Raw genomic sequence first — 26,093 nt, 5'->3', positions numbered from 1 at the left:
GGCTTGTGGAATTTCTTTCTCTTTATCCCAAATATAATGACCGATTTGGGCTTATTCCAACGCTAATGGCCGATTGACGTTTATTGGGTTAAGGGGAAAAAGAAAAGTGGCGAAGGTTAGAATCGACCTTCGCCACTTTTCGTTTTATGGTTCTACTTCACAACGAATTTCTTGTTTCGGGTGATATACACACCCGGCTTCAGACCTTCAAGCGATTCGCCCTCCGAGCGAACCTTCTTGCCTGTCAGGTCGTAGATATCCGATGCGCCTTCCGGCAGGATGTAGATGTTCTCAATGTTCGTCGACTCACCGCCAAAGTCGAGGCTCAGCATCAGGGCGTTGTGGCGCTCAGAGTGGAAGTATCCGCGATAACGCGTGGTGGGAACCGCAACGTCCATGTAATAGAACTTATTGCCACTGATATAGTAATAGCCCTCGTTGGCTGGCACATTATACACGCTATATGCTCCGATGAACGACACGCCGTTGTGCGTATCCGTAGGATGCTCGCCCTCGTAGTCCATGAGTTCTTGCAATCCCAGGTCGTAGAGCACCGTGGGCGACGCTACGTTGGCGTAGGCGGCATTGTTGATCACGGTGGGCTTGATGATATACGGAATGTTCGCCTCCATCTTGGTCACCTTCTCGAAGGTGAGCGACGTCGGGGTCATGCCCACCAGTCGAGCCACCTCTGTGCCAGTGCCAAACACCTTCTCGGGATCGTCGATGGCACACGGCAGACAGATGGTGTTCCAAGCGCCCTTGAGGAATGATCGGTAGAGCTTCACGTTTGTTCCGTTGGCCAGGCTTGCCGTGCTCACATAGTCGATGGGCTTCTGGTAGTCCTTGCGCTCGTCGAGGAAGATGTCGACCGGTGTGAGGTCGTGGAACAGCACCTCAATGTTGGTCAGTTCTTTCACCGTAAGCTCATAAGGATCGGAAGTCTCAATCGTTTCACCGTTCACCTTGTAACCGTCGAGGCGATAGCCCTCATTGGGCTTGGCGTCGAGTGTGAGCTGTGTGCCATACTCATAGAGTCCGGAGGCCACATCCATCGTTCCGCCATCCTCGTTGCAGGTCACCGTAACCTTGTACGTGTTGGCCTCAAACACTGCAGAGATGTCGAGCGTGCTACGCGCCTCCACGTGATAGTTGGCATCGGTCGACAGGATCTCGCCAGTGGCGTTGTCCTTCCAGTACGCAAACTTGTAGCCCTCGTTGGGCATTGCCTTGAAGGTCACGCCACGGCCGTACTTCTGCGCGCCGCTCATGTTGCCCGTCTTGGCACCCGTTCTCAGCACGCCACGCTTGGCGGTGGCCGGTGCTTCGGGATCCTCATCCGCTACGCATTCCACCTTTCCGTATGTGGCAAGCGGATAAACGTCTACATTGTAGTGCACCAGTCCATCCTTGAAGAGCATCCATCTCACCATCTTACCCTCAGCGCCCTGATAGCCCTCGGTGTCGGTGATGTTGTCGGTCTTCACTTGCAGCACATAGTAACCGTTCTCGTTCAGGCTGCTGGTGTTGAGCTTGAACACGCGCTTCGTCGTCTCGTCTTGTGCCGAGATAGGCAGTTCGTTGTTGAGCGTCTTGCCCTCGTAGCGCACCACGATGTCGTCGCGGGTGAACGTTGCGGGGTCGATGTCCTTGTTGAAGGTCACGGTAAGCTCCTCGATGGGTTCCTCCGCAATTTGCTCATCGCCAGGCACCGTCTTGATGCTCTCCACGTCGAGACGCACCTCGGGTATAGGCTCATACTCCACAATGTATGTGTTCGTTCCCTTGCCCGATACGATGTCGGCGATGTGCAGACGATAGTCGAGCAACGGGTCGATGCCATCCTTCATGGTGTAGTCGCTGGTCCAGAAGTTGGCTGGGTCGAGCGGTCGGTTGTGGGTCTCATCCGTGATGCTGAGAATCTTCGAGTACTTGCCCGCCGGATTCGTCACCTTCGTGTAGAACCAGTTGCGTGGCACATCTGTCGGCACCGTCACCCGGTAGTGGGTAGCGTCGATGCGCTCCATCTTTGTCTCGGTGCTCAGCGTCACGAGCTCCTCGTCGGTTCCGTTCGAGAAGTAGATATGGTCGGGCGCATCCTCAGCGTCGGCCACATCGTTGGTAATCCAAGCGCGGTACACCTTGTCGCCTATCGTAGCGTTCACGCTATGTATCAGCTCATGGATCGTTACGCGGTCGAGCAGCGAGAGGTCGGGGTTGCCGTAGTCGGTGACATGCGTCACGCTCACGTCATACTCGGTGAAGTGTCCCATGAGTGTTGAGGTGAGATCCCATGTGGCATACGACGCCTTGCCGGCGGCGATGGTGCCAAACTGGGTAGCGATCTCATCGTCGAGCGCCATGGTCTTCTCGCCACCATTCAGGCTTGAGCTGATGATGTCGAAGTCGATCAACAGGCCCTTCTCGTTCTCCACAATCTCAGGTTTCTTCGTAATCATACGCACATTGTTGGCGTCGCCAAAGCCCTTGTTGTGGATGAGCACCGTAAACTCGGCAGGCACGATTGGCTCCACCACATCGAGCGTCAACGGGTTGTCGCCATACACGTCGCGCTGCATGAAGTAAGTCAGGTCGAGCTCAGGTGTCGGCTTCACTTGCAAGCTCACCGGATAGAGCGATCGGTTCTGTTCACTGTTGCCATCGTTGAAGCTCAGCGTTCCGCCGAAGCTATAGGTGGTGAGGTTCTCAGGAGCCGCATACTTGGTGGGAATGAAGAGGATGGTTGCCACACCCTTCTGTCCAGCGCCCAAGGTCCATGCGCCGTCCTTGTCGCCTCCGAATCCCTCGATCTTCTCCACGGAAATTTGCATTTCGCGTGAGGTGGCCACGAAGCCCGTCTCCATGTTTGTGGCGTTCACGTTCACAAGGATGTTGCTCAGGGCGTTGCCCGAACCATTCTCGATGGTCAGCGTTCCACGGAAAGCCTGTCGTGTGAGCACCAGCTTCTGCTTGATCTCAAGCTTCACCTGTGCACATGTGTTCTCCGATTGCGTCTCCATGTATTGCAGCATGTCCTTGCGTGCGCTGCCCATGAGGTCGGTCCATGTGGGGATTCCCAGGTTAACCAACTTCTCCACACAGTTCTGGCGGGTCTTCAGAATGTCGGCCACCACCTCCTCGTCCATGTGGTTGTCGCTGTCATAATCCATGCCGTTCTCTTTGCGCCATGTGTTGCGCAGGCGCTCCACGTAGTTGCGCAGTGAGAAGTCGGCGATGTTTGCGCTCTTATTGGGCATGAGCGATGTGAGGTAGGGACCTACGCCTTCCGACTTGTCGTCCACCGTGGTGTTGTCGGGAATCGTCGACAGGTCGAGTGTCCATAAGGTGCCATTGTCAGCCATCGTCTTGAGTTCGAGGTCAATATCATGGATGGCCGACATCAGCTCCACGCCGAAGTCCTTCATGCTGATGGCCTCAGGCGCCTTCGTCAACTGTCGGTTATACTCCATGAAGGTGTCGAAGTAGCTGTAGAACAGGAACTGCTTGTAACCCGACGACTCCATCAGGGCGGGGATGGGCTTGTCGTCCTTGGCCTCCGCCTTCCGTTTGGGCATCTTGCTGAACAATCCAGCCAGTTGCTTGCCCCAGTTGCCGAGACAATCTATCATGTCTGGTCCGTAGTTGGAAGCTATTCCTTTCAGACAGTCGAACAATGGAATCTTCTCGCCAATCTTGCCGTTGATAAACTCCATCGCGCAGTCGCCTGCAAATTGCAGGGCCGATCCTTCCAGTGCATTGGTGATGGCGGGTGACATGCAGAGTGGCAGGTCGGGAATAGGCACACACTCTATTGAGGTGCACACCAACTTCATCAACGCCTCGGCGTCAGTCCTTCCACCGCTTGCCGTTGCATAGCCGCCAAAATCTCCGTGAGGGCCACCGCCCAGACCGGGTTGTGTGGGATAGCTTACAGAGTGGCCGCCACCTGCGGGTGGTGGGTCGGAACATTCGGCGTTGTCCTGCACATAACGGATGACAGAGCCGATCCATGCGAACTTGGCGTCTTCGCCGCAAGGCCACTCAAACCTGGTGCCCATGTCGCCGAAACATTTCTTGGCTCTGCTGTCGGAACGTCGCACCATGTGGCGTTTCACGTTTTGTGCGAAGTTGTCGCTGTTGAAGTCCTCTTCGTGCATCACGAGCACGGGGATGACGTAGCTCTGCTCAGGTGCGAGCGTGAAGCCCTCGTATTCCACCATTGGCATGAATACGAAGCCGTCGGCCGTAGGCGGTGTGTACTGCACGTTCTGTGCGGCAATCAAGCCGTGGTTGCGCAGCACCACATTGAAGAGGGCGCTTTTGCCGCGCTCAATCTGCGCAAGGATCAGCGACTCGGGAGCGTTCATCTCCACTACCGGCACCGGCACTTGCGTCTCAAACGTCAGTTTGGTGGTTATCTCATATTCGTCGTCAACCTCGGTCTCTTCCACCGTCCAGTCCACCTTGATGGCCTGGTAACTGATGGTGGCCAGATGTTCCGTTGTCTCGCCCGGGCTCACCAGCACGTTCTGGTCGTACGTGTCGTGGCGGTCGGCCGTCACATGGAGGTGGTAGTAGCCCTCGTTGAGGTCGTTGAAGGTAATGCTGCCATCGTCGCCCGTCACGTCTTGCATCACCAACGCTCCGGTGTTGTAGTCGGTGAGGCGCACGCTGGCATTGCTTACGTACGGATGTTCGCCATCCTTGTTGCCGTAGATGGTGTTCTCGTCGCGCACACGAATGCGCAGGTTGCCCTTCTCCTCGCTCACCACCTTCACGTTGAAGGTCACCTGCTTTCCGTTTCCTTCGCTGCAGTTGATGGCGATGCTGCCCTTCTGAATGATGTTCACGTCGCAGTTGGATGCGTTGAACTTCAGCATCACGGTGGCGCTGTCGCCTGTGGCCAACGATGGCATGGTGGCTGGCGTAGCCAAACTGATGAAGTCGGCTAATCCTGCTGGCAGCGATACGGTAATCTTGCCTGTCTCGGCAATGCCGGTGTTGGTCAGCACGACGGGGTAGGTGCGTACCTTGCCCTTCGTCACGGTGGTGTTGATGCTGTTGGTCGACACCACGAGCGTAGGCGTATGTTTGCGTGTGTAGTTGTAGGTCACGATGCTGAGCGTAGCGCCCTCATCGCTCGTTATGGTAAACGTGAGGCGTTCCCAGTTGGTTCCCTTCGTGAGTGCCAGGGGCTTGATGGTGTAGCCTATCTCGGCTGTTCCGCCACCAGGCAACTCGTCGGCGTTGGTGAACGTCACCTCATACTGCTCCGTTTGCTCGCAGGTGGCCTTGAGATGGTGAAGGGCGAGGTTGGTCATGTTCTTCAACTTGATGGTTCCCGTGGCGGGCTCGTCCATATACATCTCATGCTTGATATAGTCGGTCGTGGTGCGGCTCATGCCATACACGTTGAACGTTCCTTGCTGGGCGCTGCTGTTCTCGCCCGGTGTGCACACGCCGTAGGCATACTCGCCACCCATGCCCGCTTGCACCGTGTGCTCCACCGTGAATTTGCCTTCGGCGTCGGTGGTGGCATTCATGGCGATGCGCGATCCTGCGTAGATGATATACGGTTCCACGTCGACCTTTTCTGCCGCCGCTCCACCATGTTTCTTCACCGTACCGCTCAGCACCACCTTGTCGCCCATGAGGTATGTTTCCTTCGCGGCTTTAAGGGTGAACACATAAGCTGTGGTGACATTGATCTCGGTCGATGCGCTGTTGTTGATGGTTTGCAGCTCGGTGACGGTGCCGTTGGGGTTGATCTCTGCCGTCACTCTGTACTTACCAGGCACGCTTGGTGCGGTCAGCTCCACCACAGATGTGTAGGTCTCTCCCACGGCAATGTCCTTGTCGATCTGCGTCATGGTTGAACTCGATCCGATGCTTGTGCGTATCTGTGTGCCCTTGGGCATTTTAGTTGCGCCGATGTTCTTCACCGTCACCGTCACCTTGGCCGTGCTTCCTGCCTCCACGTCGGTGTCGCACGTCGGTGTCTGCATCTCTGCGTCGGGAAGAGTCTGGTCGGAGATGAGCATCCACACCGTGCCGGGACTGTAGCCCTCGCTGCTGGCCATGATCGAGATGGTGCGGTTGCCCTCGTTGGTCTCGTTGGCCAACGCCTTGAACGGTGTAGTCACACTCTCTTTCCCTGCCGGGATGGTCACGGTCTCAGCGAACTCCAGGTCGTCGCCCTTTGCCTTGAGCGTCACTGCGAGCGGGTGGGTCGTGGCATCGTTGCGGCTGATGGTCAATGTGGCGCCTTCGCCACCTTCCAGCACGGTTGTCTTGTCGGAGGTAACGGTGAGCGTCGGTCCATCGTTGTCGGTGATGGTGATGGTATCTGTCACCACGGTCTGCTTGTCGCCAATGGCCGAGCAGCCGCAGTCGGTGATGTAAATGGCCGCACTAAACTTCACCTCGCGTGTGCCGTCCACCTTCTGGTTGTCTTTCACACCGATGGGGAAGGTCACCTCTTCCGTGCCCTCGGGCATGGTGATGGGTGAGGTGTAGTAAATCTCGCCTTTGCTGTCGTCGCTGAGCTTCAGCGTAATCTTGCTGTTGGTGGCTCCTGTGCGCTTGATGGTGGCGTGGATGGCGTTGTAGCCTGCGGCCTCGCTCACGGTGGTGGGCAGGAGGGTCATGCTGATGGCCGGCACGTCGTTGTCTTTCAGTACGAAGAGCGCCGTACCCGTCAGGTGATGGTCGGCCGACACGCTGAGCTGTATCGTCTCGTCGTTGGCGGGAATGTTGTCGTCCACGATGGGTATGTCGATCACCGCCTCTTTCGCTCCGTCTGCAAAGGTGAAGCTCTTTGGCAGTTTGAATCGCTTCGGCTTTTCTACGCTGAAGTAGACCGTGAGCGGCTCATTGCCTATTCTGTAAGGCACGCTGACGGTTGCCTTGATGATGTTGCCCTCTTCGTATTCTTGCTTGTCGAGCTTCAAGGTGAGGGGCAGCAGCTCATCGTCCTGAATGGTGAATGTGGTAGCCACATCCTTGGGATAGTCGTGGGCCTTGGCCACGGTGATGGTGGCCTTTGTGTAGTTGTTCACTTTGTCGTTGTCGGGACAACTCACGTCGAACGACACGGCCGACTGGCCTTTGCCGATGGTTACCGTTGCGGGCACCACCACATGCTCGGCGAGCGTCGTGCTCACGTTGAACGTCTCGTCCATGCTGCGGTCGCCACTGCGCTTCAGGGTGAGGCGCATGCTCTGGCCTTCCTTCACCACGTCGGCGGGTGCCGAGAGGAATAGCCGCTTCTCCAACGGGGCTGTTCCCTCGCTCATGGTGGTGTTGTTGGCACGGTCGGTGTTATACTCGCCGCAACTGCTGTTGGGCTCCACCACCACTTTGGCTCTCACGTCGCCCTCCAGACCGATGGTCTGCGAGAGGTCAAACTCGGCGCTTCGTGTGATGTATCCGCCCTTTGTGAGCGTGTTGCTGAAGTATGTGTTGCCGATATGCACCTGCTCCTCGCTTTCGTTCACGAGGTACACACGCTCGGTCCATCCGCTTCGTGTGTTCTCACCGCCCACGTTGCTCACCTTCCATGTTATCGTGGCCTTTCCTCCGGGCACGAGCTTCGCCGTCTTGATGGTCACGTCGCTCGTTGCGAGGTCGGGGCTCGATTCACGCTGCACGGTGTAGCTGCCGTCGGCATGGCTGCCCGACTGAATGTTGTCGCCCTGCCGGTTGGTTATGATCACGTCCGACAGTTTGATGGGATGCACCGTCTCAGGGTCGAGGCCCGTGGGCACCGTCATGGGGAACTCGATGAGGCTGCCGGCGTTTCCTGCCAGCGGGCGGTTGCTCATGTTCACCACAACCACCCGGTATTTTCTGCCACCGAGGTCTCTCACCGACACGGTATGTCCGTTCACGTTACGTGTGCTGCTTAGCGTGGCGTCCTTCCGGTACGTCTTGTCGAATGGCAACTGCAGGTCAAACTGCAGTGCCACCACCTCGTCCGTGTTCTCCATGCTGATAGGTATCATCACGTCCTTGCCCTGTCCACCCGTCAGGCTTCCTACTTTCAGGGTGTTTTGGGCCATTGCCGTGACATACGCCAGCAAGAGCAGCATCATGGTTATATATTTCCTGGTCTTCATTTATTGATGTCTTTGTATTGCCTTTTTCTTTCCGTTCACGATATATACGCCGTTGGCTCTCACGCGGTTCACCTTGCGTCCGTCGAGGGTGTAGATGGCGTCGCGGCTGTTGCCTTCGGCCTCTATGCCTTCGATGTGGGTGGCCTGTCCGTCAAACGCCACGCCCACGGGCTGTGCGTCGATGTCGGCGGCCATCACCTGTTCCACGCTTGCCGTCTTGGCCAGTCGCAACAGTTTGCTGCGTCCGGTCAGCATGTCGCCGGTGGTGCTGATAATTACCACACGAACGCCATTGGCGGTGTTATGTGTCACGAGCTGATAACGCATCTTGTTGAGCGTGAGCTTCACATCGTTGGCTCTCACGCCTTTGAGCGTAATGTCGAGGGCTGCCACGCGGTCGGTAGCGTCGAGCCACAAGGCACCATCCTCCACGCTAAGCGTGTTGGCCTTTGCGGCCATGGCGTCAGCCTTCTCAGCCCATGCGCTGTGTGCCATCGTGTAGCTCTTGGCCTCAGCGCTCTCGTAGCCGATGAAGAGGTTGATGGTGGCCACCACGTCCTGCACATTGATGTTGTTGCTGGTGTAGGTGTCGGCTGCCTTGAAGTTGAAGTTGCCGCTATACGTGCCGAGGATGTAGTTGAGGGTCTGCTGCGCGTCGAGCACATCGACCGATGCGTCGGCGTTGACATCGCCCTTCTTCCATGCGAGCTTGGCGCGCAATCGGGTGTAGGCTGCGGGACCTTCCGAGGGTTGCACACAGAACTCCGTTTCGTTCTCGTAGTTGTACAGGCCGCTCAGGTAATAGCGGTATGCGCCATCCACGTATCGCATCTCTCCCACATAGCTGTTGTTGCTGGCCGTGTAGAGGCGTAGCGTGGGATGTGCGTCGAAGTTCTGGTTCTTGTGGTCGTAGGCAATCAGCGTTCCGAGCTCCACGGGTGCGTTCTTGTCGCCCATCGTCCAGTTTTGCAGCTTGAACGTAGCGAGGCTTCGTGCGTTGCACTGGTAGCCGAGGTTGAGCGTTGTGATGTGTGTAGGCAGGCATTCCTTCAACTCCTCAAGAAGGTTGTAGCTCATGTTGAGCGTCTCCAGTGCGGGCATCTGCTTGCTGAAGGCTGCCACGTCGCCCTTAAGGCTGTTGCTGCTGAGGTTGAGGCTCTTCAGGCTCTTGAACGCCACGCCCTCTGTGGGCAGGTTGCCAGTGAGGTTGTTGCTATGGAGGTCTATGGCGAGCACGTGTCCGGCCTCATCGAAGGTAACGCCGGGCCATCCCGTTGTCGACACGGCATTGCTGCCAACGCGCCACGTCTTGGTCCATGCGCCACCATTGGTGGCCTGGTAGAGTGCCTTGAGGCAAGCGTAGTCGTCGGCGTCGATGTAACGGTCGATGATGGCTATCAGTTCCGTTCCCTTTTGGTTGTTGCCTTCGTTCGACTCCTTCTCCTCGCTGTACCAGTCGGTTGCCACCACATAGCTCACGGGTTCGGCTGTGGCGTCTGCGCTTTGCACATTAAACGTCACGGTGTAGGACTCGCTTGGCGCCAACGCACCGTTATGGCGCTGGTTTTGTACCACGGTAGCCGAGCCGTCGGCTTTCACCTTTAACAACACGTCCATCCATGTGGTGTTGCGTGTTGTCTCCATGCCGATGTTACGTATCACGGCGCTGATCTCAAACGTGGTGTTGGCCTTCACCTCGACGGGTGCTGTGACCGATTCCACGGTCAGGTCTGAGCGCTTGCGTATGCTGAACGTGCGATGGGCACTCTCCACGGCCTCGCCACACTCGCCATGTGCGGTGACGTACCATTCGTATGAGGCGCCTTCGGCAGGTGTCAGCTGGATGGAGGGCGATGTGGTGCGCACATCGGTCCACTCTGCTGCGTCGCCGGCCTCGGTGTCGGTGCGTCGATAGTGGAAGGTGTAACCCTCCGCCAAGGCTCCGAGGTTGTAGCAGCTCAGGGTGAGCTGGCCATACTCGAGCTCCACCTTGTCGCTGGGCGAGTTGAGCGTAACGCTCTTCAGCAGGGGCTTCACATATACCTTATATAGATAGGAGTGCATCACCTGCCCGTTGAGTTCTACGTCGACATGATAGGTCACGAGATCCTTGGCGTTGCCGTCATTGAAGAGTGTCATGGCGGGTAGGTCGCCGGTGCCTGAGAGCGTAAAGCCGGTTACGGCGCATCCCTCCGCCACGCTGGCCGTCCATTTCACCTTCACGGCGTCGTTGCCGCTGATGCTGGTGAACGCCTCAGGCTGTGTAGCGTTGCCCGAGCAGATGGTTTGCTCGCTGTAACGGTCGATCTCGCCGATGTTGATGGTGGCGTCGTTGAGCGTCACTACCACGTTGTCGAGTCTGATGTGGCGGAAATAGTCCACCACCTTCTGTAGGTCGCTGGTGGCCGCGTTGGCCACAAACTGCAATTTGGAGGGCGTTTCGCCCTCATGCTTAAACGCCATGGTCAGACTGGCAGCCTTCAGCTTCTGCGTCATCGTGGTTACAAGGGCCAGCGAGTCGGCCTCGGTGAGATGGGTCACGAAGGTGGCCTGCGGTCCGGTCTTGATGTTGATGATGCCATCGGGAGTGCACTGCGAGAGCAGCTCAAACATTTCGTGCATTGAGCTGAAGGCGCGTGCGCCCTTGGCGGTGGGGTCGAGCGTGTAGTCGCCGCTGGCGGTCCATGTGCTGGCGGGATTGATGATGATGTTTTGCTCGGCCGTAACGGTCTTCACCAATCCGCGTGCGGTGAGTCGCACGGTATAGGTGCCGGGCTCGGCATATTGGTGCTTGGGGTTGCGTTCGGTGCTTGTGGCTCCGTCGCCAAACTCCCACTCGAACGAGCGTGCGCTCTCCGTGCTAAGATTGGTGAACTGTGCGCGGTTCATGTAGCGGTCTACCGAGAATTTGGCTTGCAGGTCGCCCTCCTCAAGGGTGCTCACCACCAATCGTCCGGAACGATGGGTAAACGTTATGGCCGTGTTGGCCGTGTTGGTGCCCGCAATGTCGCTAAACCTAACGGGGTATTCGCCATCCTTGAATCCCTCTTGGGTGATGACGGGTATGCGCACCACCACACCTCCATGCTCGCTGATCTGCGTGCCGCCTGTGAGCGCCACGGTCAGTACGCTGTCTTCCTGGCTGGCCTCAACGGTGTAGGCCGATGTGCGCACCGTGGTCTCAATGGCATTGGTGTTGGCCTTTACGTTCTGCGGCAGATGGAGCTTGAACGACAGCGTCGCTACGTTGCCCGTGTTCTCCAGATAGATGGGGAGCAGCGTGCTCTCGCCCTGATATAGGGCGGTTGTGGTGGCGTAGAGGGTGTGTCGCTGCTTGGTGTCGGTCGACGGCTCATTGGGCGACCCGGGGTTAAACTCAAAGTGCGCCACGAGGCGCATGTCGTTGTTGCCCATCGTGCCCTCGTAGGTGCGTGTGGTACAGATGATCTCATCGCTGCCTTCGTAGGTCCAACCCTTGAAGTTGTAGTTGCTTGCGTCGTAGACATAGAAACTGAACTTGGCGCCCTCCGACACAGAAAATCCGTTGCTTTGGCTGAACGAGGACACTTTATCAGGCACGCACCTGAAGTACACCTTGTGCTTGGGTTTGGTCTCATTGGGCTCCGCCGGACTGCTTGGGTCGAAACGGTAATGGGCGGTGAGGGTCTCATCGTCCTCGGTGGTGGTGTATTCCACCTTGCGGTTGGTCGACACCACCTCGCCTTTGCTGTTGGTCCATTTCTCAAACACGTAGTTGGTAAAGGCTGAAACAGTGGTCGAGAAGGCCGTTCCCACGGCATACTCGTAGGTCTTGCTTTCCCCGATCAATGATGGGTCGTAGGCAATGGTGAGACGGCTGGTCTTCACCTCCTCGAAGTTGGCCGTGAGGGTTTCGGCGCTGTTTGCCTTCTTGTGGGTGAACGAGCTGCTTGTGCTCACCTCCTCGCCCTCGGCGTTGGTCCAGTTCTTAAATCGCCAGTTGCTGCCTTTGGCCACAGCCTTCACGTTCACGTTGGCGTTCACCACGTAGAATCCGCCTCCGCTCACGGTGGCGGCCTCCGCTGGGTTAGCCTTCAGCGTGAGCTTATAGCGTGCTCCCGGTTCGGGTGGGCTGTCGGGATTGAAATCCTGTCCCCTCGCCACCATGCATAGTAGCATGGCGAGGAGGGTTAGTATGTATTTTGACTTAATCATGTCACTTCACAATTTTCTTGTTGTTCTGGATATAGATGCCCTTCTTTGCCGTGTTGCTTACGCGTCGTCCGTCGATGGTGTAGATGGCGTCGTTGGTCTTGGCGTTGTTCTCCACGTTGTTGATGCCTGTGGTGTTAGCGTCGAAGGCGAGAGAGAATCGGTCGTCGAGCGATCCCTCTGTAGCGTTGAAGGTGTAAGGCATGTCGACAGCCACTCCGTAGTCGAGAAGTTTCACGTTGACGTCGTCGCGCTCAACGCTGATGACGTATGTGGCGTCGGCGGGCAGGTACATACCCACTGCCACGTTGCCGCTGCGGTGCGCTCCCTCGTTGATGGCAAACTGGTTGTCGCCGTCCAGGGTGTAGAGCTGCGGTGTGCCCTCGTAGGCCATCATCTTGATGGCGTCGTTGTCGGCCGAGAAGTCGTCGGATGCGTTGGCGTTCACCACCAGTCGAGTGTGGTCGGTGCGTTCGCCGCTGGTCAGGGCAAGGTCGACGAGCTTGCGTGTGCAGCCAGCCGTAAAGCGCTTGGCCAGTCCCGAGTGGTCGATGGTCTTGTCGATCTGTCGTCCGCTGGCCTGGAAGGTGATGGCGTCGACCAATGCGGGCTTCTGTACGAAGAAAGCCTGCAGCGGTGTGAGCACCAACTCGTCGTCGGCCACGCTGTAAGCGTTAAAGGTGCGGTTGTCTACGTTCCATGTTGTGATCGGAGCCGTGAAGTCCATGTGATAGATGTCGTAGAAGCAGGGGTAGGGGTTGCCCACGAGGTTCCATCCTGCATTGGCGCTCTCCACGGCTGCATACTCCTTGAGTGGTGTGGTGATGGCGGTGCTGCAGAAAATGTCGTTGTGGGTCTCCTCGGTGGCGGGGAAGCCTACATTGCCTTCTTTATCTGTGCGGAAGATATAGCCTTGTCCCTTGCGCAGGATGCCGTCGGCAGCCACGTCTTTCCAGTTGCCCGAGGGTCCGTTCGTGGCGCGCGACTCAGCGTCGTAATAGCGCACGGCGATGCTGGTGCCTTCTGGCAGGATGATGTCGCTACGCTTCACGTCGTAGGGCATGCAGATATAATACCAATAGCCATAACCACTGGTTGAACCAATAAAGAAGTCGAATTGCGAAGCGGCGGACGTAATGGCCTCACAACGGCTGATGAGCGATGATGACACTTCGGGTTCTCCAATTGAAAGATGCTGTGAGAATTTACCAAACGCCTGTGGATTGTTTCCATTGACGATGAGCGATCCACCCTTGCCGATGAACATGTCGGGCGAGTTGGGGATGCGTGCATTGCTGGTCAGTTCCAACTTCTTATAGAGGTTGACCTTTTCGGGCATATTGGGGTTGGGCTCCACAGTTGTGAATTTGCTCCAATAGTTATCGAGCTTGTAGCTCACCATGGCATACTCGGGAACGTACAGCGTTACGCTTGTGGGAGAATAGAAAGGAAGGTAATTGCTATTTATTGAAGGCGGTGCCGGTGCATTGATATAAAAGCGCTTTAACGAACTGCTTGAAGAATAAAAGCTACGGGAACCAATCTTGTTGATTGATGAACCGACGATGACTTCCTCAAGCGATCCGCATTCTTGGAAGGCGTAATCAGAAATCGTGGTTACCTTATCTCCGATGATTACCTTTCTCAGCGACGAATTGTAAAAGGCATAACTGCCCATTGTTTCAAGGGTGGTGAGATTGGCTTCGGTCAAAAAATAACAATCCCAAAAAGCACCAGATTCAATCGTCTTAATACGTGAGAAATCGATGTTTTCTAATTTTCGACAACCACGAAAAGCATATTCGCCAACTGTTATCACCTTTATATTTCCAATGCTTTTCAGCTTGCTGCATTCATAAAAAGCATTTGAATAGATAGACTTTATGTTTTCTCCACCATAAACAGTGACAAGGTTGCCACAACTTTGGAAGCACGAACTCGAAAGAGACGTCAGACCACTTCCTAATGTTACACTCGTTAAGTTTCCATTGCTTTCGAAAGCATCGTATCCCATATAGTTCACACTTGCAGGGATCGTAACCTCTGATATCAGATTTCTATAGAACGCATATTGACCAATGCGCTCTAATCCCTCAGGAAGCGTCAATGTGCCCACCAGATAACGATCATAGAACGCTTTGTTGCCAATCGTTTTAAGAACCTTAGGCAAGGTCACAAAGCGCAACGCTGTTTTTTCAAATCCATTATCGGGAATGTCGGTTATGTCGGCTTCTGACATGTCGATGGCATAAAGCCCCGTCATGTTACTGATGGTTGTCCAGTCTTCTTTGTTCATTTTGCCCGTGAGACGCAGGTAACGCATTTCCGGCAAAGTGCTGACATGCGACAACACCTCGACGCCCAGTGTGCCTGGCGCAGCGAGGTTGATGGTCATATACTGGCTCTCCAAACTACGGATGCGAATGTTGCCGAGGGAGATAACTTCGGTGGCATTGGAGTAAGTATAGTAACCGTGTCTATGAGAGAAGGTTAGCACATGTTCTCCTTCTTTAAGAGCAAGAAACTCAATACGCTGCGAAAGAACTTTTTTTGATTCGTAACTTGCCCACCACAGTTTGCCATCGACAGCCACCTTCAGGGAATCATAGTTGCTATAACCATCGAGCGTATAATCAAAATTCAGTGTGGTTCGTCCAATGGTCTTAAACTTAATGGTAATGGTAGATGTGGTGTACTGCTGCTTACCATTGGTACTCGACGCCATTCCGTCCGCTACGGTCCACGGGTATGCCTCGTCGTTGGTTACTTCCGTCACCTCGATGTCGTCGGAGGTGGTGATGAGCGCTCGCAGCTGCTCGTCGATGGCAGCCACGGCAAATTGCAGCCCTGACAATAACAGAACCGCAAACATGAAAAGTCTTTTCTTCATATCTTCGATATTTTTGTTGATAATGCTAATGGGTTAGAGAGTTTGATGGCTGGTTTACCAGAGGCGTCCAAACATCGTGTTGTCTTCTTCCTCCTCCTCGGAGGGATCGTTCAGTCCCCAGTGGGGTCGTGAAGGACTCTGCATGGGTGGAGGGGTTCCTGTGCCACCACCGCTGGCGTTGCCTCCGCCAGAGATAACGATGGTGCAGATGGATGCCACCTCCACACATTCGCTTGTGGGTTTGAGATACTTCTTCTTCTTAATTTTTTTCATGTTTTATCTATTCGCTTTTTTTTGATTTCATTTCCTATGCCTATCTCCCCCTCGCATCGTCGACACCAAGAGGGCACTTTTGGGCGCAACTTAATCTGTGCAAAGAAAGTTAAAAATATCCCAAAGGAGTAGGATATTTCTTACAAAAAATAGCCAATTTCTTACAAAATGCCCCTTCCAACACGGTCTTCTCCTTGTTTTACCTCCCCCAAGTGGGATGAAGGGTAGGGACAACCCTAAAAAAACGAGAAGTGGGGAAAAGGGTAAAAATATGGGCCGGGAAAAGGCGAAAAGATGGACATGGAAAGGAAACGCCATGCTTAGCGAATGTATGGTAATTTCGCAAGAAGAGGCAAGGTGACGCCATCTTGCCAGCAAGGTTTTAGAAACGCAAAACGGCACCGCCCGTCCTTGTTGCTTTCATGACGAGAGCGGCAGGGGCGAGCGGCGCCGTGTGAGGCCAAAGGCCAGAGGCTTTTGGTCCGTAATGGATGTTGTTAGATGTTGAGCTCCAACGCTACGGGGCAATGGTCGCTGCCCATGATGTCGGTGAGGATGGAAGCGCTGGTGACGTTCTCGTTGAGCCTCTTTGACACGAGGAAATAGTCGATGCGCCACCCTGCGTTCTTCTCGCGTGAGCGGAAGCGGTAGCTCCACCAGCTGTAGGTCACCTCATCGGGGTGCAGGAGACGGAAGGTGTCGGTGAAGCCACTATTGAGCAGATCCGTCATCTTTTGCCGTTCCTCATCGGTGAATCCCGCGTTGTTGCGGTTTGTCTTGGGGTTCTTCAGGTCGATCTCCTCGTGCGCCACGTTGAGGTCTCCACACACGATGACCGGCTTTTTCTTGTCGAGCTCCATGAGATAGGCACGAAAGTCGTCCTCCCACTTCATGCGGTAGGGCAGTCGACGCGGCTTCAGCTCGCCCTCGTTGGCGTTCTGCGCGTTGGGCGTGTACACGCTGACGATGTAGAACGCCGGCATCTCCAGGGTGATGACCCGTCCCTCATGGTCGTGCTCATCGATCCCCATGCCGTAGGTCACGGCCAAGGGATGCTGTTGCGTGAAGATGGCCGTGCCGCTATACCCTTTTCTGTCGGCGTAGTTCCAGTAGCTCTCATAGCCCTCAAACTGCAGGTCGAGCTGCCCAGCCTGCAATTTCGTTTCGTTGAGGCAGAAAAAATCGGCATTGAGCTCGCGGAACACCGCCTCGAATCCGGGCTTGTTCTTCTCGGCGTCGGGCTTCATGCACGCCCTCAGGCCATTGACATTCCAAGAGATGAACTTCGTCATGGTTATTTGTCGTTGGGTGACAACTGGAAGTAGACCGTCTTGTAGATGCCCACCTGCTCCTGCCTGTTCACCATCAGGTTATAGGTGCGCATGTTGATCTCCAGGGTCTTGCGCTCATTGTTGAAGTAGCCCATGGAGTTGGGGTTGTTGTTGAGGAAGTTCACCTGCAGCTCATACTTTCGAGTGTTGATCTCCGCATTCTTGATGAAGATGCTGTAGGGCATGATGTTCAGCAGGCAGTGGGGATTGAGAAAGTTCTCGTTGTAGTAGAACGCGATTGCGCACACCAAGTCTTGTGCGGGGGCCGCCTTGATGGCGTTGCGCAGCGAGTCGTTGGCGCTTCCCTCGAGCACACCCGCGGCCAGCGAGCTGACGGGGAAGTTGTGGATGATGATCGCCGTATCGTTGACCGTGTAGCTCACGTTGTTCAGACTGTCGTATTTCACTCCGCTTGTGGCCTGCCATTTGAGCTTACCCGTGTAGGTGCCCTTCATGGCCTTCATGGCCTGCTTCATCTCGTCCTGCGAGAGTTCGTACTTATCATCGTCGCCCAGGCACGATGTGACGGTCAGCATGGTGCAGAGCGCCATGAACACTACCACCCATTTGTTCCATTTCATATTGCTATCCAGTTTATTTGTTGGTTATGTTGTTGTCTTTGTTGTTGGTCGATGCGCCCCTTGCGGGCGCTATGTGGTTAGATGCGCTTCGACTCGCCTCTGAGCAGGCTCATAAACTCCTCGCGCACCTTCATGGCCTCGAACACACCGCTGTAGGCCGATGTGGTGGTGATGGAGTTTTGCTTCTCCACCCCTCTCATCTGCATGCACATGTGCTTGGCCTCGATGACCACCATCACGCCCTGCGGCTTCAACGTGTCGTTGATACACTCCATGATCTGGTGTGTGAGGCGCTCCTGCACTTGCAGACGGTGACTGAAGATGTCCACCACGCGAGCGATCTTGCTCAGGCCGGTGATGTGGCCGTTGGGGATGTATGCCACGTGCGCCTTTCCGTAGAAGGGCAGCATGTGGTGTTCACACATGGAAAAGAAATCGATGTCCTTGACGATGACCATCTGGTCGTAATCCTCGGCAAAGAGGGCGTCGGTGAGCACCTTGTGTGGGTCTTGCGTGTAACCACGTGTGAGGATCTGCATGGCTTTTGCCACGCGCATAGGCGTTTTTTGCAGACCTTCGCGTGTAGGGTCCTCTCCCAGGAGGGTGAGCACCTCTTTATAATGGCTTGCGAGCTCGTCGAGCCCTTCTCTAAATTCTGTTTCTGGATTCATATTGGTTGATTGACGTTTTTGTTGGAAATGTCAGTAAGGATGTTCTTCTTTAATACTGTACGGTGATGGTTCCCTTGACGATTGTGGCGCCCTTGTATCCCATGGCCCGTAAGCTGTGGAGCATTTTCTGCGCCTCCCCATAGGTGCGATAGTTGCCCACTCGGCAAATCCATCGTGGCGAATAAAAATGCACGTAGACCGGCTGGTCGGGATGCTTCATCTTGATGGCATTGCCGATTTGCTGTGCTCGCTGCTTGTCGTTGCGCGTGTTTCCTCCGGCGAAAGCCTGCACCCTGTATCCGCTGATCTTATGGCTGTTTCGCATGACCTTCTTCGACATATCGACGGTAGGTATGCTCATTTCGCCCGTCTCCTCGGTGGTTCGTTCGGTCTTATGACCCTCCGCTTTTCTCTCCGAGGCGTTTTCTCTTTCGTGCTCTCTCTCTCGTTCCTTGTAGAGCGCTTGCGCTTTGTCCTTTGCCGCGTTGTCTTTGTTGTGGTTAGGTTTCGGTGCAACCTTCGTCTTCTCGCCGACGGTCTTACCCACGGTGGTCTTCGGTGTGGTGGTTGTCGTCGTGATGCCTTTCACACCGTTTACCAGGTTGTCGATATCCTTGCTCTGCGTCACGGTGACCTTACCCTCTCCCGGCTTCGATTTCTTCAGTTGGTCGAGGAAGGTCTGCGCGTTGGCGCTCGTGGTGGCGCACATCATGAACAGCAGTGATAGGATGGTATTGCGCATGTTGGTTGTTTGGTGAATGTTGTTAGATAATCAAAAGCCAATGAGAGCTTCCCCCTTTCGTAGGGGAAGCCTCATTGGTAATGGTTTTCGTTGGTATGAATTACTTCTTCCAAGCGTCGATGATGCCCTTGAAGTCGGCAGCCTTCAGCGAGGCTCCACCGATCAGACCACCGTCGATGTTGGGCTTGGCGAAGAGCTCAGGAGCGTTGCTTGCCTTGCAAGAGCCACCGTAGAGGATGGTTGTGTCGTCAGCGACCTCCTTGCCATACTTGTCGGCAACGATCGAACGGATGTAAGCCAGCATCTCCTCAGCCTGGTCGGAAGTGGCGGTCTTGCCGGTACCGATAGCCCAGATCGGCTCGTAAGCCAGCACGATGTTCTTCCACTCCTCAGCGGTGAGGTTGAATACGCTACCGTCGAGCTCAGCCTTCACTACCTCGTTCTGCTTGTTGGCCTCGCGCTCCTCGAGCGTCTCACCGCAGCAGAAGATAACCTTCAGGCCGTTGGCCAGCGCCAGCTGCACCTTCTCCTTGAGGATCTCAGCGGTCTCGCCGTAGTACTGGCGACGCTCAGAGTGGCCGAGGATGACATACTGAGCACCCGTAGACTTCACCATGGCGGCGCTCACCTCACCGGTGAAAGCACCCTTCTCCTTGTCGGCGCAGTTCTCTGCACCCAGGGCCACCACGTTCTGGTCGATGACCTGAGCCACGCTTGCGAGGTGGATGAACGGTGTGCAGATGATCACACCGCAGTTGGGTTTGTCGGCAACGAGTGCCTCGTTGATCTCCTTGGCCAGGGCTACGCCCTCCTGGAGGTTCTCATTCATCTTCCAGTTGCCTGCAACGATTTTCTTTCTCATTTGTTTTACGTTTTAATGGTTGATATGATGTGTTGTAAACTTATCGGTTGTGCATGATTTTCTGCTCCTCCTTCTTGAGCAACGCCTCGCCCTTTCGTATCTTCCGCCTGATGTAGAGGCTCCACGCCCACGTGCGGTCGGCGATGATGAGCAGCAGCAGGGGGATGAAGAACCATAGCGCCACCTGCGTGATGGTTTTTGCCGCGCTCTCCTCGGGCAGGTGTCCTATCTCGAGCTTGTTGAGCGGTCCTTGCAGCGCGTCGGCTGTGGGCAGGTCGTTGTGGCTCCACTTGCGGATGATTGTTCCGTCCTTGATGAGCAGCAGCCCCGGGTTGCTTCGGATGATGGTCTTCAGCGTTGTCTCGTCGGTGAGGCAGAACGGGTATTCGGCCCCCGTGATGTCCTCCCAGTGCTGTATGGCCCCCTCGGTGGAGGCCGTCAGGCAGTAGAAGGGTATGTGTTGCTCCTGCGCGTACTCGTAGATCTGGTCGATGCTTCCGAAGTTGGAGTCGTCGGCCACCTCGAGATGAGGCGATATGAGCAGGAAGGTGTAGCCCTTGTGGCCGAGCACCTCCTCGGTGATGTCGTCGCCGTCGGCCAGTTGGATGGCGAAGTCGTGGATGGGCGGCACGTATCCCTCTTTCACCACGACCGTCTTCGAGTCGATAAACTGCCATGTGGAGTCGGGATAGTTGTCGACGTTGAACGTCTTGCGCTTTCCGTCCTTCTCCATGACGAACGTCGTTTCAAAGACCGGTTGCTCCGCCCCTTCGGGAATCTCCATTCCCTTGGGAATGTTGGCGCCGATGTGGTAGGGCCTGAAGTCGAACAGTGGCAGGTACCACAGGCAGTAGACGCTGGTCATCACGATGAACAGTATGGTGAAGTTGATGGCTATCCATTGGTTGGGCTTCGACACGAATCGGTACATGGCGTGTGGGAATCGTGCCGTGAGGGCCGCGCAAGCCAGCAACGCCACGTTCTTGAGCAGCGTCTGCGTGTTGGTGAGGTGTATGGCGTCGCCAAAGCATCCACAGTCTTTCACGGGGTTGGCGATGGCTATCCATACGGTGATGAGCGTCATGACGGCCATCACCGCCAACAGCAACCTTGCCACCACCCTGCGCCTGATGGCAAGCATGGCGAATGTGCCGAGGGCAAACTCCACAGCGGCCAGCGCCACGGCGGCCATGAGCGTGAGCCAGTCGGGGATGGCGTTGGCCAGTCCGAGCGCCTCCAGGTAATCGTGGATCTTATACTGCGTGCCCAGCGGGTCGATGGCTTTGACGAAGCCCGAGAACACGAAGGCCGCTCCGATGAGCAACCGGCAGGCGTTCACCGCCACGCGCGTTGTCCATCTGTAGGAGGTGGTGCGGCTGTCGGCCGTGGCCTCCGGGCTGGTGGGTGCGTCTTTCAGGCTTGTCGTGTTGGGCGTTTCGCTCATGCTCGGATGTGATCGGTGCCGTTCTCCTTGAGGCGTATGGCCCCAAACACGGCATAGTTGATGATGTCCATATAGTTGGCGTCGACACCCTCCGAGGCGATGGCCTGTCCGTGGATGTCCTCCAGCTCCTTCACCCGTTCAATCTTGGTGAGGATGAGGTCGGTGTAGCTGCTCACCCTCATGGTGCGCCACGCCTCTCCATAGTCGTGGTTTTTGCGCTTCATAAGCTCAAACACCTCCTTTGCGTGTTGGTCGTAGAGCTCCAGCGCCTTGTCGGGTGCCATGTCGACCCTGTCGGCGAATCCCTGCTCGAGCTGTATGAGCCCGGCGATGCCGTAGTTGATAAGCGCCAAGAATTCCGGACGTATGCCGTCGCCCACCAGCGACTTGCCCGTTATTTCGAGGGTGCGTATGCGCATGGCCTTGATGAACAGCTGGTCGGTCAGCGATGAGGGGCGCATGATGCGCCATGAGGCTCCGTAGTCGTGGAGCTTGGCGGCGAACACGTTGCGACACTCGCTCAGGGTGTCTTGAAACTGCCTGTCCGTATCTTGTTGTTTTGTCATAACGTATGCAAAGTTACACATTATTTATGATACTACGTAAAAAATGGGCGAGAAATGATGTTGTCGTCACTCCTGTTGGCGCTGGTGGATGATGCGCACGGTGCCGCAGAGGGCGTCGTAGCGAATCTGCAGCGAGTCGCGCTTGGCGCGCAGCATGTTCTGCCGGTAGAGGTTGTGCTCCTGGTCGATCTGCATGAGGGTGGCCTGCAGGGCCGAGTCGGTGCGCGCTATGTCGGCTTGCGCCATCTTGACCGATGCCTCTTGCCATATTTTCAGGGCGCGCTTGCGGCACTCGGTGGCCTTGGGGTGCTCGGCGCGCAACTCGCGTATGGCGTTGAGCGTTCCCTGGTAGTCGTTGTGCTGGTAGAGCGAGTCGATGCGTTGCATCAAGGGCTCCGCCAGTTCGTCGGCCGAGGGTTGGCAGGCGGTGAGGCAGGCGAGCGCTGCAAGCAGTAAGAGTTTTCTCATGACGTTATGGTTTAGCATGATGTGATGTGCGTTTGAAAGGGGTGGGGCGCCTTGGATGGCTCCCATCTAAAGCGCAAAGGTATGAAAAAATATTGGCATGGGCGTTGATTGGTGTGCAATTAAGTTTTTTTATATCGGTTTTGTGGATGAAACAAACGAACAAAGAGCTTCGTGAGAAGGGCCTCGTTCCGAACCACGCTCCAACTTTTTGGAAATGCGCGATTCTCAGCGATTTTTGCAATCACCTGATACTCAGAGTCTTGTGGTAAAATGTTGTGTTTTGTTAAATATTATGCGCCGTTTTGGCTTGCGAAACATGCCTAATCGAGTTGCGTGAGCTTAGAGATGGCGCTTCGAAACGTGGCCTTTCGTGCCTCGAAACATGCCAAATGGTGCCTCGATAGATGGTCTTTCGCACGACGGGCGCTGAAAAACCGAATTTCCGGAGGATAATTCTCGCAATTTCGTTTCTATTTCATCCCTCCGCCATGATGCAGATTTTGACCAATAAACTTGACGAAATGAGGCGTTTGGTAGGCTTTGGATGAGACTTGCCCTTTGCCCGCTTTTGCCGGAGAGAACAATGAGGTTCGTTGAATTACCGAATCTTTGGCCTCAGTCGAGCGTCCGCGCCTGAGCATAAAAAATTCGCGCCAAATGGTTTTCTTTGGCCTCAGACGGCGAAACAACGAATTTCCCGAATTTGCGAATTTGTGTAATCGTCAACGATTACCAATTTGAACGAATTTAGCTTACGCAATCAGAAGAAAAAACGAAGATTAGGGATATTTGTTCTTTCTTTCTCCGTTGGCGCTATGAAGGTTTAGCTCGGTGGCCGAGGGGCAAGTCAACGCGGCAAAGCCGAACGGCCGCGCCTGGGCGTAAAAACCATGGGTTCGGGGGTGCAAATCATAGCCTTTGGCTGTGGGATGGACGCGGCTTATTTTGTTATCTCAATAATAATGCGTACCTTTGCACCGCTTTTTTAATATAGGACAACAAACTATGCGGATACTTAGCGACGACCAACTGGCTCAACTGCTCGACAAAGACATTTTCCATAAGATATCGGAGGCTGCCGACTCCCTGCACCTGGAGTGCTACGTGGTGGGCGGATATGTGCGCGACCTCTTCCTGGAGCGCCCATCGAACGATATCGATGTGGTGGTGGTGGGCAGTGGCATTGAGGTGGCCTCACGCCTGAAGAGCATGCTGGGTAGAAGAGCCCACCTGTCGGTGTTCCGTAACTTCGGCACGGCGCAAGTGAAATGTGGCGGACTGGAGGTGGAGTTTGTGGGCGCCCGCAAGGAGAGCTATAGCCACGACAGTAGGAAGCCCCACGTGGAAGACGGCACCCTCGAAGACGACCAGAACCGTCGCGACTTCACCATCAACGCTATGGCCGTGTGCCTCAATGGCGACCGCTTCGGCGAGCTCGTCGACCCCTTCGACGGTGTGGCCGACCTGGAGGATGGCATCATCGCCACCCCCCTCGATCCCGACATTACCTTCAGCGACGACCCCTTGCGCATGATGCGCTGCGTGCGCTTCGCCACCCAGCTCAACTTTGAGATTGAGGAGGAAACACGCGAGGCCCTCGCGCGCAACGCCGACCGACTGAAGATCATCAGCGGCGAGCGCATACAGGAGGAGCTCAACAAGATTATTCTGGCACCCCATCCCAGCACAGGATTCTTCTACCTGCGCGAGTCGGGACTGCTGCAACTCATACTGCCCGAACTGGTGGCGCTCGACCAAGTGGAGACGCGCAACGGAAGGGCACACAAAAACAACTTCTACCACACCCTCGAGGTGCTCGAAAACGTGGTGCGCGCGCAGAAGGCCAAGGCCAACGACATGCGCCTCAACGGACTGGCCGACAAGGCGGCGGCGAAGGAAGGTGAGCCCACCTTCGACCACACCCTCTGGCTGCGCTGGGCAGCCCTGCTCCACGACATCGGCAAACCCAAGAGCAAGCGCTGGGAACCCGCGCAGGGATGGACGTTCCACAACCACAACTACCTCGGCGCCAAGATGGTGCCCGGCATCTTCCGTAGGCTCAAGTTGCCCCTCGACGCCAAGATGAAATATGTGCAGAAGCTCGTGGACCTCCACATGCGACCACAGGTCATCGCCGATGAGGAGGTGACCGACTCGGCTGTGAGACGAATGGTGAACGACGCCGGCGACGACATCGACGACCTGATGATGCTCTGCGAGGCCGACATCACCAGCAAAAACCAAGTGAAGAAGCAACGGTTCCTCCAAAACTTCCAACTGGTGCGAGAGAAGATCGTGGACCTCAAGGAGCGCGACTTCAAGCGACTGCTGCAACCCTGCATCGACGGAAACGAGATTATGGAGATGTTCCACCTCCAGCCCTGCCGCGAGGTGGGCGTGCTCAAGCAGACCCTAAAAGACGCCGTGCTCGACATGAAGGTGCCCAACGAGCGAGAGCCGCTTATGCAGCTCCTCATGGAGAAGGCCAAGCAGATGGGACTCATCGAAACGTAAAAAGATGGTAAAAGATAGCCTTTTCAGGAATAAATAGTGTTAAATGTGTAACCCTCCGAGAGCGAGTTACACATTTATTATATAACTTTGTGCCGTGAAAACTAAAGGGAGGCTTTGAGTTTTCCAAGCGATCTTTCATCCACCCGTCCCACTTCAGTGGAGTGGACGGCGATTTTATTTGTAGGATACAACATTCAATAGACAAAAAATACATTATTTATAGGTATGACAAAGAGCAAAATTTTATTGTTTGCAGCTTTGGCTGCAATGCTTGTCTCGTGTGGAGGCAAGAAGTCATCAGGTAAGCCCAACTTTGGTGACAACGAGTATGCTGTGAGAACCATCGGTGCTCAGAGCGCAGAACTCCAGACCACGTACCCCGCTACCATCAAGGGTATGCAGGATGTGGAGATCCGTCCGAAAGTGTCGGGCTTCATCACAAAGCTGTGTGTGAAGGAAGGTCAGGCCGTCAAGGCAGGCCAGCTCCTCTTCGTGATCGACAACGTGACCTACGCCGCCGCCGTGCGCCAGGCCAAGGCCGCCGTCAACTCAGCCAAGGCTCAGCTCAACACCGCCCGCTTGACCTATAACAACAACGAGAAGCTCTTCAAGAACAACGTGATCGGTTCTTACGAGCTCCAGTCGGCCAAGAACAACATGCAGGCTGCCGCCGCCGCCCTCGCACAGGCCGAGGCCAGCTACGTGTCGGCCAAGGAAAACCTTAGCTACTGCTACGTGACCAGTCCGGCCAGCGGTGTGATCGGCGACCTGCCTTACCGTGTGGGTGCCCTCGTGAGCGCCAGCAGTCAGCAGCCATTGACCACCGTGTCGAACATCAGCACCATGCAGGTCTACTTCTCCATGACCGAGAAGGAGCTGCTCGACATGACCAAGACCGCCGGTGGCCTGCACACAGCCATTAAGGACTATCCTGCCGTGAAGCTCCAGTTGGCCGACGGAACCATCTACGACCATCCGGGACGCGTGGCCACCGTGAGCGGTGTGATCGACGCCACCACGGGTAGCGTGTCGATGCGCGCCGATTTCCCCAACCCCCAGCACCTGCTGAAGAGTGGCGGTTCGGGCTCTATCGTGGTGCCCCACGTGTCGAGCTCGGCCATTGTCATCCCCCAGGACGCTGTGGCGCAAGTGCAGGACAAGCACTTCGTGTATATCGTAGGCAAGGATAACAAGGTGAAATACTCAGCCGTGACCGTCGATCCCCAGGACGATGGCAAGAACTTCATCATCACCAGTGGCCTGAAGGTGGGCGACCGCATCGTGGTCAACGGCATCTCATCGCTTACCGACGGTGCCGAGATCAAGCCCATCACCGAGGCACAGTACCAGGAGAAGCTGAAGAAGACCGAGAAGTTGGGCGCAGCACAGGGCGACCTGAAGGAGCTCAAGAAGGCCTTCGGTAAGTAAACACACATATTTCTT

Annotated in this window: 12 protein-coding genes and 1 pseudogene; 2 read left to right on the top strand and 11 right to left on the bottom strand. The window is 55.6% G+C overall.

Going from position 1 to position 26,093, the window contains the following annotated elements; all coding sequences use genetic code 11:
- Positions 1 to 152: 152 nt before the first annotated feature.
- The 11 genes and pseudogenes from WKK33_RS01980 to WKK33_RS01930 form a co-directional block, all read right to left on the bottom strand.
- A complete protein-coding gene (locus tag WKK33_RS01980; protein ID WP_337932243.1) occupies positions 153 to 8,117 on the bottom strand; it encodes a CARDB domain-containing protein in 7,965 nt (2,654 codons plus the stop codon).
- The gene (locus WKK33_RS01975; protein WP_337932241.1) at positions 8,118 to 12,311 is read right to left on the bottom strand and encodes a PKD domain-containing protein; all 4,194 of its coding nucleotides are present in this window, start codon (positions 12,309 to 12,311) and stop codon (positions 8,118 to 8,120) included. It lies immediately after the preceding gene.
- A gap of 1 nt (position 12,312) precedes the next feature.
- Entirely contained in the window at positions 12,313 to 15,198 is a 2,886-nt protein-coding gene (locus WKK33_RS01970; protein ID WP_337932240.1) for a leucine-rich repeat domain-containing protein, read from the bottom strand.
- A 54-nt stretch (positions 15,199 to 15,252) separates the two neighbouring features.
- Positions 15,253 to 15,471, bottom strand: a complete 219-nt coding sequence (locus WKK33_RS01965; protein WP_337932239.1) for a hypothetical protein — start codon at positions 15,469 to 15,471, stop codon at positions 15,253 to 15,255.
- 497 nt (positions 15,472 to 15,968) lie between these two features.
- A complete protein-coding gene (locus WKK33_RS01960) occupies positions 15,969 to 16,763 on the bottom strand; it encodes an exodeoxyribonuclease III (RefSeq protein ID WP_337932237.1) in 795 nt (264 codons plus the stop codon).
- A 2-nt stretch (positions 16,764 to 16,765) separates the two neighbouring features.
- Positions 16,766 to 17,383: a DUF4840 domain-containing protein gene (locus WKK33_RS01955; protein ID WP_287768256.1), complete on the bottom strand. Its 618-nt coding sequence runs from the start codon at positions 17,381 to 17,383 to the stop codon at positions 16,766 to 16,768.
- Positions 17,384 to 17,460: 77 nt separating this feature from the next.
- Positions 17,461 to 18,054 carry a GTP cyclohydrolase I FolE gene (folE, locus tag WKK33_RS01950; protein WP_215759352.1) on the bottom strand — a complete coding sequence of 198 codons (594 nt, stop codon included), beginning with the start codon at positions 18,052 to 18,054 and terminating at the stop codon, positions 17,461 to 17,463.
- A gap of 49 nt (positions 18,055 to 18,103) precedes the next feature.
- The gene (locus tag WKK33_RS01945; RefSeq protein WP_337932235.1) at positions 18,104 to 18,796 is read right to left on the bottom strand and encodes an SPOR domain-containing protein; all 693 of its coding nucleotides are present in this window, start codon (positions 18,794 to 18,796) and stop codon (positions 18,104 to 18,106) included.
- A gap of 100 nt (positions 18,797 to 18,896) precedes the next feature.
- Positions 18,897 to 21,003: pseudogene (locus tag WKK33_RS01940) on the bottom strand (BT_3928 family protein).
- Positions 21,004 to 21,098: 95 nt separating this feature from the next.
- Positions 21,099 to 21,668 carry a DUF1599 domain-containing protein gene (locus tag WKK33_RS01935; protein WP_337932234.1) on the bottom strand — a complete coding sequence of 190 codons (570 nt, stop codon included), beginning with the start codon at positions 21,666 to 21,668 and terminating at the stop codon, positions 21,099 to 21,101.
- A 66-nt stretch (positions 21,669 to 21,734) separates the two neighbouring features.
- Entirely contained in the window at positions 21,735 to 22,136 is a 402-nt protein-coding gene (locus WKK33_RS01930; RefSeq protein ID WP_215759349.1) for a hypothetical protein, read from the bottom strand.
- A gap of 1,005 nt (positions 22,137 to 23,141) precedes the next feature.
- Between WKK33_RS01930 and WKK33_RS01925 the strand changes: the two genes are divergently transcribed.
- A complete protein-coding gene (locus WKK33_RS01925; RefSeq protein WP_337932232.1) occupies positions 23,142 to 24,650 on the top strand; it encodes an HD domain-containing protein in 1,509 nt (502 codons plus the stop codon).
- A gap of 225 nt (positions 24,651 to 24,875) precedes the next feature.
- A complete protein-coding gene (locus tag WKK33_RS01920) occupies positions 24,876 to 26,078 on the top strand; it encodes an efflux RND transporter periplasmic adaptor subunit (protein ID WP_337932230.1) in 1,203 nt (400 codons plus the stop codon).
- Positions 26,079 to 26,093 lie beyond the last annotated feature (15 nt).

The organism is Hallella sp., assembly GCF_037460745.1.
GTDB classification, from domain to species: domain Bacteria; phylum Bacteroidota; class Bacteroidia; order Bacteroidales; family Bacteroidaceae; genus Prevotella; species Prevotella faecis.
The sequence above is the reverse complement of the archived record's forward strand: the minus strand, read 5'-3'. Positions and strand labels throughout refer to the sequence as shown.

Excerpts from the sequence above, each read along its gene's own strand:
- WKK33_RS01980 (WP_337932243.1), bottom strand. The coding sequence starts at position 8,117 with ATGAAGACCAGGAAATATATAACCATGATGCTGCTCTTGCTGGCGTAT.
- WKK33_RS01975 (WP_337932241.1), bottom strand. The coding sequence starts at position 12,311 with ATGATTAAGTCAAAATACATACTAACCCTCCTCGCCATGCTACTATGC.
- WKK33_RS01970 (WP_337932240.1), bottom strand. The coding sequence starts at position 15,198 with ATGAAGAAAAGACTTTTCATGTTTGCGGTTCTGTTATTGTCAGGGCTG.
- WKK33_RS01965 (WP_337932239.1), bottom strand. The coding sequence starts at position 15,471 with ATGAAAAAAATTAAGAAGAAGAAGTATCTCAAACCCACAAGCGAATGT.
- WKK33_RS01960 (WP_337932237.1), bottom strand. The coding sequence starts at position 16,763 with ATGACGAAGTTCATCTCTTGGAATGTCAATGGCCTGAGGGCGTGCATG.
- WKK33_RS01955 (WP_287768256.1), bottom strand. The coding sequence starts at position 17,383 with ATGAAATGGAACAAATGGGTGGTAGTGTTCATGGCGCTCTGCACCATG.
- folE (WP_215759352.1), bottom strand. The coding sequence starts at position 18,054 with ATGAATCCAGAAACAGAATTTAGAGAAGGGCTCGACGAGCTCGCAAGC.
- WKK33_RS01945 (WP_337932235.1), bottom strand. The coding sequence starts at position 18,796 with ATGCGCAATACCATCCTATCACTGCTGTTCATGATGTGCGCCACCACG.
- WKK33_RS01935 (WP_337932234.1), bottom strand. The coding sequence starts at position 21,668 with ATGACAAAACAACAAGATACGGACAGGCAGTTTCAAGACACCCTGAGC.
- WKK33_RS01930 (WP_215759349.1), bottom strand. The coding sequence starts at position 22,136 with ATGAGAAAACTCTTACTGCTTGCAGCGCTCGCCTGCCTCACCGCCTGC.
- WKK33_RS01925 (WP_337932232.1), top strand. The coding sequence starts at position 23,142 with ATGCGGATACTTAGCGACGACCAACTGGCTCAACTGCTCGACAAAGAC.
- WKK33_RS01920 (WP_337932230.1), top strand. The coding sequence starts at position 24,876 with ATGACAAAGAGCAAAATTTTATTGTTTGCAGCTTTGGCTGCAATGCTT.